Source organism: Rhodococcus sp. EPR-134 (assembly GCF_001647205.1).
Lineage (GTDB): Bacteria > Actinomycetota > Actinomycetes > Mycobacteriales > Mycobacteriaceae > Rhodococcus_F > Rhodococcus_F qingshengii.
Window position 1 is genome coordinate 1 of sequence record NZ_LVCT01000605.1, and the last position, 9064, is coordinate 9064.

At 60.7% G+C, this 9064-nt stretch carries 14 protein-coding genes; 5 read left to right on the plus strand and 9 right to left on the minus strand.

Translation table 11 applies throughout. From position 1 onward, the window contains the following. On the plus strand, positions 1–424 hold a 424-nt coding region (locus A2J01_RS26565; protein ID WP_197494309.1), incomplete at its 5' end, for a fatty acid desaturase. Beyond that, positions 424–771 carry a hypothetical protein gene (locus A2J01_RS36605; RefSeq protein WP_197494310.1) on the plus strand — a complete coding sequence of 116 codons (348 nt, stop codon included), beginning with the start codon at positions 424–426 and terminating at the stop codon, positions 769–771. The genes A2J01_RS26565 and A2J01_RS36605, both read left to right, overlap by 1 nt. Before the next feature lie 3 nt (positions 772–774). Here A2J01_RS36605 and A2J01_RS26575 read toward each other — a convergent pair whose 3' ends face one another. Further along, on the minus strand, positions 775–2004 hold the full coding sequence (locus A2J01_RS26575) for an IS110 family transposase (RefSeq protein WP_044480091.1): 1230 nt from the start codon (positions 2002–2004) through the stop codon (positions 775–777). Positions 2005–2767: 763 nt separating this feature from the next. Between A2J01_RS26575 and A2J01_RS26580 the strand changes: the two genes are divergently transcribed. Then, the gene (locus A2J01_RS26580) at positions 2768–3115 is read left to right on the plus strand and encodes a MerR family transcriptional regulator (protein ID WP_269455342.1); all 348 of its coding nucleotides are present in this window, start codon (positions 2768–2770) and stop codon (positions 3113–3115) included. Here the strand turns inward: A2J01_RS26580 and A2J01_RS26585 are convergent. The 8 genes from A2J01_RS26585 to A2J01_RS26625 form a co-directional block, all read right to left on the minus strand. Beyond that, positions 3094–3468, minus strand: coding sequence for a hypothetical protein (locus A2J01_RS26585; protein WP_064113939.1), 375 nt, complete (start codon positions 3466–3468; stop codon positions 3094–3096). The genes A2J01_RS26580 and A2J01_RS26585 overlap by 22 nt on opposite strands. Before the next feature lie 336 nt (positions 3469–3804). After that, complete coding sequence (locus A2J01_RS26590; RefSeq protein ID WP_064113940.1) at positions 3805–4434, minus strand: hypothetical protein; 630 nt, start codon at positions 4432–4434, stop codon at positions 3805–3807. A 188-nt stretch (positions 4435–4622) separates the two neighbouring features. Continuing rightward, positions 4623–4778 (minus strand): DUF6131 family protein, encoded by a 156-nt coding sequence (locus A2J01_RS36610; protein ID WP_099698487.1) that lies wholly within the window; start codon positions 4776–4778, stop codon positions 4623–4625. A 559-nt stretch (positions 4779–5337) separates the two neighbouring features. Then, positions 5338–5565 carry a DUF6480 family protein gene (locus A2J01_RS26605; protein ID WP_024488143.1) on the minus strand — a complete coding sequence of 76 codons (228 nt, stop codon included), beginning with the start codon at positions 5563–5565 and terminating at the stop codon, positions 5338–5340. A gap of 14 nt (positions 5566–5579) precedes the next feature. Beyond that, positions 5580–6167: a type 1 glutamine amidotransferase domain-containing protein gene (locus A2J01_RS26610; RefSeq protein ID WP_064113941.1), complete on the minus strand. Its 588-nt coding sequence runs from the start codon at positions 6165–6167 to the stop codon at positions 5580–5582. Between the two features lie 46 nt (positions 6168–6213). Then, positions 6214–6402: a hypothetical protein gene (locus A2J01_RS26615; RefSeq protein ID WP_064113942.1), complete on the minus strand. Its 189-nt coding sequence runs from the start codon at positions 6400–6402 to the stop codon at positions 6214–6216. A gap of 353 nt (positions 6403–6755) precedes the next feature. Continuing rightward, on the minus strand, positions 6756–6947 hold the full coding sequence (locus A2J01_RS26620; protein WP_156519419.1) for a hypothetical protein: 192 nt from the start codon (positions 6945–6947) through the stop codon (positions 6756–6758). A gap of 60 nt (positions 6948–7007) precedes the next feature. Further along, complete coding sequence (locus tag A2J01_RS26625; protein ID WP_064113943.1) at positions 7008–7256, minus strand: hypothetical protein; 249 nt, start codon at positions 7254–7256, stop codon at positions 7008–7010. A 738-nt stretch (positions 7257–7994) separates the two neighbouring features. Here A2J01_RS26625 and A2J01_RS26630 point away from each other — a divergent pair. Further along, positions 7995–8294: a hypothetical protein gene (locus A2J01_RS26630; RefSeq protein ID WP_064113944.1), complete on the plus strand. Its 300-nt coding sequence runs from the start codon at positions 7995–7997 to the stop codon at positions 8292–8294. Next, positions 8294–8989 carry a sigma-70 family RNA polymerase sigma factor gene (locus A2J01_RS26635; protein ID WP_082900968.1) on the plus strand — a complete coding sequence of 232 codons (696 nt, stop codon included), beginning with the start codon at positions 8294–8296 and terminating at the stop codon, positions 8987–8989. Before A2J01_RS26630 ends, A2J01_RS26635 begins: the two co-directional genes overlap by 1 nt. Positions 8990–9064: the final 75 nt, after the last annotated feature.

Genomic DNA, 9064 nt, shown 5'->3' on the forward strand with positions numbered 1-9064 from the left:
CCTCTTCGCGACGCTGATCGGTATCTTCGGTTGGGAGGTCGCGCCCTGGCTCCTGCTGCAGGCAGTTGCCGGATTCACCTTCCTCGAAGCCGCGAACTACCTCGAGCATTACGGCCTGCTGCGTGGCAAGCGTGCCGACGGCTCGTACGTTCGCGCCAGCCCCGCTGACAGTTGGAACAGCGATCACGTCGTGAGCAATCTGTTTCTCTACCAACTGCAGCGGCACAGCGATCACCACGCCAACCCGAAGCTGCGGTACCAAAGTCTGCGTAGCGCGGCCGAAGCGCCGCAACTTCCGGCCGGCTACGCAGTGATGATCGTGATCGCGTGGATTCCACCGCTGTGGCGCCGGGTGATGGATCAGAGATTGTTGGACTACTACGACGGCGACACAGAACGAATCAACGCCAGGAGCACGACCTGATGAACGCCCACGACCCAACAAATACAGAGTCAGATCCGTACCCGCACAACGACATAGATCGCCACCTGCAGTCTCACGCCAGATTCGCACGTGCAGCGTCGAGTCCAGAAGTCATCGCCGCCGCGCAATTCTTGCTGCAGCAACCCGATGCCTATCTATACCGCCGCCGCTACCTCGAACTCATCGTCGATACCACAGACTCAGACGGCACCCCGATCACCGACTACACCGCTGCCGAAAAATATCTGCTCACCGCGTACAGAAAAATTCTTCGATCCGATACCGGGCATCCGAGTCAGAAAGAATCACGCACCGTCGACTCCTCGAAAGACATCTCAGGAAGTTAACAGTCAAGCCGCGAGCACGAGAGGAGGTGGGAAGGCATGGGTTTCGTCGTAGGTTTGTCCGGTTTGCAGGCAGTGGTGGAGTTGTCCGAGGAATTTGTTGAACAAGTGGCGTTTGGCTTCTTGGAGCCAGTCACCTTTGGCTCGGCGCGCGTCGTAGTGCCGCCGCGCTCCGGGCGAGGATTTCAGCGCTGCCATCGCCCAGATCGAACCGGCGGCGGCGAGACGCCGGTTCTTGATGTGCCGGTGCGTAATGACGGTCTTCTTGCCGCTGGCGCGGGTGATCGGCGCGGATCCAGCGAAGGCTTTCAATCCACGAGCGTCGTCGAATTTCGAGCGGTCGTCACCGATCTCGGCGAGCACCCGGGCGCCGACCACTGGCCCCACGCCGGGGAAACTGGTCAGGATCTTCGCGTCCGGGTGTCGGTGAAAAGTCTCGGTAACCGCCTCCGTCAGGTCGGCAACCGCAGTACAGATGGCGTTCAGCTGCCCGAGCAACGCGCTCAGTTGCCGTCCCATCGCTTCTTCGATCATGGCGGGCTGACGGAGGTGCTCGGCGGTGAACACCTCGCGCAGGCGCCCGGCGTCCCGATCGAGATATCGCTGGCGGCCGGCTTTGGCCATCAACTTTCGCAATCGGGCCGGAGTCAATGTGGCCGCCTGGGCAGGGGTGGGAGCAGCGGTGAGGATCATCCGGGCATCGGCTCGGGTGATGCCGCCTTCGAGACCGGCGAAGGCTTCCAACGCTGCCGGGTAGAACTCCTTGAGCAGCGCGATGACCCGGTTGGTGACCTGTTGCCTGTTCCAGATCGTGTCCTGCTGCGCGCGAGCGAGCACCCGCACACTCTGGGCCAGCTCGGAATCATTCGATCGTGGGCGATGCTCGGGCAGGTCGGTGCGCAGGATATTCGCCAAGGTGCGGGCATCGACCGCATCGGACTTCGCTCCGGAGACGACATGCCTGGACCGGTAACGCGAGGCCGCGAGCGGATTGATCGGGTAGACCTGCCTTCCCGAGGCGGTCAACGCCGCGACCCACAGACCGTGATCGGTCTCGATGGCCACCGGCACCGGCTCGTGCGGGTCCTCACCGGCGTCGGCGAGCATGGCCAACAAGGCCTCGAATCCCGAGGCGGTGTTCTCGACCCTGCCGCCGGCCACCAGGCGGCCCGTGTGGTCGACGACCGCGATGTCGTGATGATCAGTGGCCCAATCGATTCCACAGAACAAACTCATTCGTTCCCTCCGTCTGCTCGATACGATGCCCGGTACCGGGCAGGGGCCACGCGGCACCCTAATCGCAGGACTCGACGGTCCGTCATCTCAGTAGCCGTCCGTGACTCCAGCACACCGCAGGACCCCCAGTGCTTTCCGAAGAGCTCTACGGCTCGGGAGAACTCATACCGGGGTGAACCCTGCGGTCGGCAGGGGCAACGCCATCACACCACCGAACACCAGATCACTGCTACCGGGGCGCACCGTTCTTTCGTGAGACATCGAATGTCCGGGCAACAACAGGCGTCGCCCCGACAGCAGCACCAGAACACAAACTGTCCCTATACGGGGTCAGCTCCTATCCCAACTACCGATTAGGGCACTTTCAGCTCAGCGATTCCCAGCGCCGGGCAGGTGATGCCGTCGCCGCCGTGGGCGGTGGCCATGGCAGTGGTCATTCGCGCTCCCGAGGTGCAAGTGCTCCAGCATGCATCTAAGTAATTGACTGTCGTAAATCTATATCAGCCGATGCAGATAAATGGCAACAGGAGGAGCAGTGATCGACCGACCTCGATACGACGTCCGAGCCCATACGTGCCCATGTATGCGCGAAACCAGCATGTACGGACTCTAGCGGCTCCTTTCCTCTGCGAATGGGGTTCGCAAGTCAGATGAAATCTGTAGCGGAGACGATCAGATTTGAGGCACGGGATAGCAGGGTACGGCGCACCGACATGTTAAAGTCGAGACTTATTCGGCTGGGTTGAAGGAGAGTGCTGGGGCATTGAAGGATGCAGCGCACGCCCACCGAGGGGTCTACGGAATTTCCGTGATGTCGGAACTGTCCGGAGTCGGCCCACAAACTTTGAGACTCTACGAACGTCGCGGACTGTTGACTCCCGCACGCACCAGTGGGGGAACGCGGCGTTACAGCGCGGCGGACCTCGACAAACTGCGCCGTATTACCGCGTTGATCGGCGACGGAGTCAACTTGACCGGAATCGGTGCCATTCTCTCACTTGAAACCGAGAACGCGATCCTTGCTGCGCGGATCGCTCAGCTGAGCGAAACGGCCGGGGACACACCACCGGAAGTCACGCCCGAGACTGTTCAGCCCAGTTCGCTGGTGTGACGAATGCTGCCGAATTCCACATCGGCAACGAGGATGTTTCCATCAGATTCGAGCTGTTCGACCGCGGAATCGAATGCGTCGATAAGCCACGGCTTCTTCGCCTCACCGAACAGCGTGTCCGTACCGCCGTCGCCGGTTTGAAAGATGCGCACCAACCAGGATTCGCTGGCGTCAGGTTCGTCCCATAGTCCTCGCGGGGCGTTCGTGGCCAGGACGTAGCGGTTGTACTCAAGGTCGACGCGAATAGCGTACTGGCCGTCCACATTCACGACGTTGGCAGGTCGTTGGGACGCCGCGGCCAGTGCAGTCAACGCGTCGTCGTACATCTCGGATAGCTTCTTCGTGAGAGGCATGTCGTCCTACCCGTGCTCGACACCGCCATGCACCGGGCACGGCGTAAACGGTCAGTTGCCCCGGCAACGACCGGAACTGAAATGCATCCTAACCCTGAGCCGCTCACGCCACTGGATTCGTCTCAGTCGGTGACAATCGCCAGTCGTCACATGGCGCCCTTCGGTTGCGTGTTGATATTGGCATCAAAGGAAACCGGCCGCGGTGCCTGAACGATATACGAGTAATTTCTCGCTCGAAGTCATCGAGACGAAATCAACCTGCGACCACACGGAACCATGGCAGAAAGCGTTGCTCGGTTGCAGCGACAGCCGAGAACAGGAAGGGCCTGCCCGAACTCAGGGGGTGCGTAGCGTTGTCCCCGCTCCTGTAGACCCATCTCCGTTCTCCACTTGACGTTGTGCGCGTACCACATCACGATGACTGCGCAGCGACAACCGTCCCACCGCCGCGGCTCCAAGGAACAAGATCACCGCGCCGAGGCCCTCGAAGAAAGCCAACTGCTGCACAGCCCTCATCGCAGGTTCGGTCGCCGACGGCGTCCCCGCCTCCCCGAGATGCAGCACCGGCGCCAGTGTCGGGCCAACGATGAACCATGCGCCCCCGACGACCGCCAACCACGCCCCGAGGCTGGCGACAGCGCGATTCGCACTGAACAACAGCAAAATCCCGCCGATGACGGTGACCACCCCGGGGAGCACTTCGAGCCAACCTCGACCCGAGGTCCACGTCCATGCTTGATCCGGCACGAAAGAGAACGAGAAGTACGGTCCCACAAAGGGAATGAGCACTCCCCAGAGCCCGAGCACAATCAGCAACATGCCGCTGACAGCGCCCCGGCTGCGCGGCACCCACATCCGACCCGGCGGTCTCACATCGTGAACCGTTCCGGTCACGGGTTCCCGACCTTCGCCACCCTCGAGGCGAGCGTCCTCGCGATCTTCTCGAGATACGTTCCGATCAAACATGTTCCACTCCTCAGCCGTGACATGTGAGATGTGCGACGGACGTGGGATGCGCGATAACCGAGACCGTTAACTGCGGATCACTTGTGCGTCGTGGCGACCATACGCGAAGTACTCCCTCGTTTCGACCGTGTGCCTAGCGGTCAGACAATCGGGTGTCGCGGCCGGCCCTGGCGCCCGGGGCCCAGGCGTCAGTAGTAGTGCCGCCGACCGCCTACGGCATGTCCTGCAGCCCCAAGCGCGAACAGAATGACCCCGACGACCACGAGAATGATGCCGATCGTCCACAGAATCGAGATTCCAGTCAAGAAACCGACGATCAACAAAACAATTCCAAGAATGATCATGGCATCCTCCTTGATCCGATCACCTTTGAGGTCGACGTACCCGCTGGTCACGGCCCTCAAACGGGGTGGCTGGACTGCGCGCAGGTACGGCCACTCCTCACTCGACTGTTTTCGTGTGATGGCACAAGGCGTCCTAGTTTGCCGTTTGATCGTGGTAGGACGCCAGTGGTTTGCCACGTCTCATAACCCCAACTCAAAGATCAAGACCTCTACCAAGACTACGAAGAAGGTGATTCGAGCAAAAGGTGGACGAAGAGTTGGTGCATCGGCGGGTAAGTCTTCGCCGTATGAAGCATGAACGGTCGAAGAATTGACGGATCGCGCCAAAGAACTTGACCTTCAGGGTGATTCGAATCTCGAGAAGAGCGAACTGATCGATGCTCTCCGAAATCACTGAACCTCACTGTTGGCGTGAGGTCGGCATGGACATTCGGTCCCTGTGCATGCGGCATAGGTTCACGGGCAAGGGCTTGTAGTCGCGAACAGCCCGCAGATTCCCCGTTCTCTCTGCGGGAACGGAAATCTGCGGGCTAGCCCATCGCGGTCCGAGACGCAGAAATCATGCGAGTATGGCCACCGTGGCGATGAGGAAAACGATGACAACCAACGCGACTGCGACGATCGCTGCGATCCCGGTTACTGGAAAGCGTTTGACGGTCGAGGGTTCGGGTTCGGACAATCCCGACGTCTGCGGAGCGTCGGGTGGGGTGCTCCCCGGCTTGACCCCGCCTCCGGGTTCCAGGTCAGGGGTATTTTCCGGATCTGGTTCGGGCGGTGTAGAAGTCACGATCTACCTCCCGGTCAACTTCCCTCGGAAGTCCTCGTCGATGCCTCAGGCTGCCGGAGCGCGTCGGTCAGTTTCGCGCAGAACGCCGGCAAATCATCGGGCTTGCGGCTCGATATCAACGTATTCGGGCCAGACGTACAGACCACGACTTCCTCGTCAACCCACGTGCCGCCGGCGTTCGTGATATCGGTACGCAAACTAGGCCACGACGTCAGCGTACGACCGGCCACCACGCCGGCTTCGACCAGCGTCCACGGTCCGTGGCAGATCACTGCGACAGGCTTCCCGGCATCGAAGAAACTCCGGGCGAACGCCACCGCCTCTGGGTTCATGCGGAGAAAATCAGGGTTGGCCACGCCCCCGGGCAGGACGAGCGCGTCGTATTCGGACAACTTCGCCGACTCGACCACCGCATCCACGTCGAAGACGTCAGCTTTGTCGAGATGGTTGAACGCCTGGATGGTGCCGGATTCTGTCGAAACAATCGACGGCTGAGCGTGTTCGGCAACCAATGCATCCCAGGGATTCGTCAACTCGATCTGTTCGACTCCCTCCGTCGCCACGAGGAATGCCACTTTCTTTCCTGCGAGTAATTGACTCATGCTTGAACGTCCTTCCTCATCTTCGTCACACCCGTCGAGCGACTGCTCAGCTGGATGCGCCCTCGGTGTCGTCGAAGAACGACCATTCGCCATCATGGCGAACTTCCATACGCCATCCCAGTTCCGAGTTGTCGGCGCGGCCATCCACGAACCAAGCATGCGCATCGTCAGCGCTCTCGATGTCGCGCGTCGCGGTGACGTCGCCTGCAGGATTGATCACTCTGTAAGTAGCCATTCCGCTCACCTTCCCCAGCCGACGTTTCTTCAATCATCGACCGTGACGACGAATCAACGCTGCACCGCATCAATTACGTCAGGTGCCGGCCGAACGCGTCTTCACTCCGACTGTCGGGTTCACACCCGAGGGATCGGGGATACCGCTGACGGAGACCTGGGTCGACAGATATGGATCTACGACTTGGTGATCCCCGAATGCCCCCGATGGGCAAACCGTCGGCGATCATCTCGCACGGAGGGGCGAAGCGATCGGAAGTCGAGACACATCACCACACCCATGCCGATACTCAGCATCACAAGCAACAGAAGAACATTCAGCACCGTGTTTCCACCCTTCTGTCGGGCCGGCAGTCAGGCTGCGGTCACGCCGCGAAGCGCAGTGGGCAGCGATTCACGCCTTGCCGAGGCCGCGGAAACCTTGGCACGCGGCAACTCTCCGACATCTCTTGCCACACAACGGTCTCCGGAAGGCGCGATTCCCACGATCTCGCGCCACCACCTTTCGCGCTCTTCGGATTCCGTCCACACCACGACATCCACCACGAGTCCTCCTTCACCGACCCCCGCTTTGTTACCCAGTTCACGCACTGAGGAAACGTGACGTCACCTGCGACGGGTCCGCGCGGTTCCTGCGTCTTTCTGAAGGTGAGCGCGAGAGCATCGGGTTCCGCAATGTCCGCCCGGAGGCAGTTTCGTGGGCAGCAATCGACCACGATCGTCGTAGCGCTGAACATGGAGCCCTTGACTGGTTCCGCCGTTGGCGGCGGTTGCAGCGAGAATCGCCTGGTTGTCCGACTCGAAGAACTCGTCACCGCTCGATCCGTCCGCGAGCGTTATCTTGTATCGCTCCATCACGCCACCACCGTTTTCGATACGAAACCATCTCGTAGGCAATGTGTTTCAGTTTCTACACGTACATCGGCTGCCATGTAGGCAGTGACCGAATGTTCGAGTCGGCGCCGCATCCACTCAGTATCTATCGCGTACACCGTAGATTTGGTATACCACCCAGGTAAGATCAGTTCAAGATCCTGCAGAGAAATTTGCAGACAGGAGATACGGCCTCGCACACGTCCGGACATCCGGTCTCCCCGCCCGTCCTGGCCTCCACGGAAACTCGGTGACCGGCGTAAACCATCGGCAGTTCCGGCTTCTACGTCGACGTCACCGACGACCGAGCCTTCGACATCCTGGTCTGTCACTCACGACAAACTCGGCGGCCTCACCGATTAGCCCGCGCACGGTAGCAGGCGATTCGACGGCTATACCACCCTGCACACGCCCTTCGATCACCTACATTTACTCAACGGAACCATGCCCTGAAGTGGCACCATGTGGGTCTTTGGATATTGCTCCCGCTCGCGCCGATAGTAGTGCGATGACCTGGTGCCACTCCGGGCATTCTGTGCAGTGCCCACTCGCCACCTGGGAATACGATGCTCACGACCCCGACGGGAGCAACGCCGATGACATCGCCTGAGCAGGAGCGTGCCGCGTCTACGGCGTCCCTCTCGGTTCCAGCTTTCCCTGATCAACTCGGTCTACTTCGAGCCATGGTGCGGGCTGCGGCCGACCATCACGGCCTTTTTGATGGACGCACTGGCCGACCTCGTCATCGCAGTCGACGAGGCCGCCACCACCCTCGTCAGTCATGCTCGCCGCTCCAGCGCACTGGTGTGCACATTTGACGCCGTCACCAGCCCGAGCCGGCTCCGAGTGATCCTCGCTGCAACGACATCGTCTCCGGTCGACGCCAGCACTTCGTCGTTCGGTTGGCTCGTTCTGCGGACGTTGGTCGATGACGTCATGCTTGAACAAACACCAGCAGCGGCCCCTACCGGGGACCGATCTGTGACGATCACCTTGGAGAAAGCTCTCCCGGCGAGCTAATGAGCGCTACCCCGAAAGAGAACAATGCTTACACGTACCTCACCGATCTGTTCGCTGAGATGACAGCGCTTTCGGACGGCGATCCCGAACGGGAACGGCTCCGGACACAGATCATCGAGTCAAGTCTGCCGATTGCCGACAACATCGCTGCCCGGTACCGCGGACGCGGGCAGTCCCACGAAGACCTCGTCCAGGTCGCACGTCTCGGCCTGGTGAACGCCGTCGAGCGCTTCGACCTGGGCAAGGGCCGCGACTTCCTGTCCTTTGCCGTCCCCACGATGATGGGCGAAGTGCGCAGATACTTCCGGGACAAAGGCTGGGGAGTCCGGGTTCCTCGCTCGCTGCAGGAGAACTACCTCGCACTCAACAAAGCGCACACTTCCCTCACTCAAAGCTTCGGACGCGAACCCACCACCTTCGAACTCGCTCACGAGATCGGCGTCGAACCCTCCGAGGTCGGACAGATCGCCGCCGCCGGCGACTCCTACCAAGCAGCCTCCCTCGAAGCGACAACAGTCGGCGACGGACGGTCCATCGGGGACACCCTCGGCGACTTTGACGCCGCACTTGACGGCATCGACAACCATGAAACTCTCCGTCCCGCGCTACTCGCTCTCCCCGAACGAGAACGGATTATCCTGCTGTACCGATTCTTCGGCGGACTTACTCAAGCCGCTATGTGTCAAGTCAAGTGAGACAGTGACGTTCAGTTGATCTGCGATTCCGAGACCGGTTCGTTGATGAAGAATACGGTCGGCATCTCGGGCGGA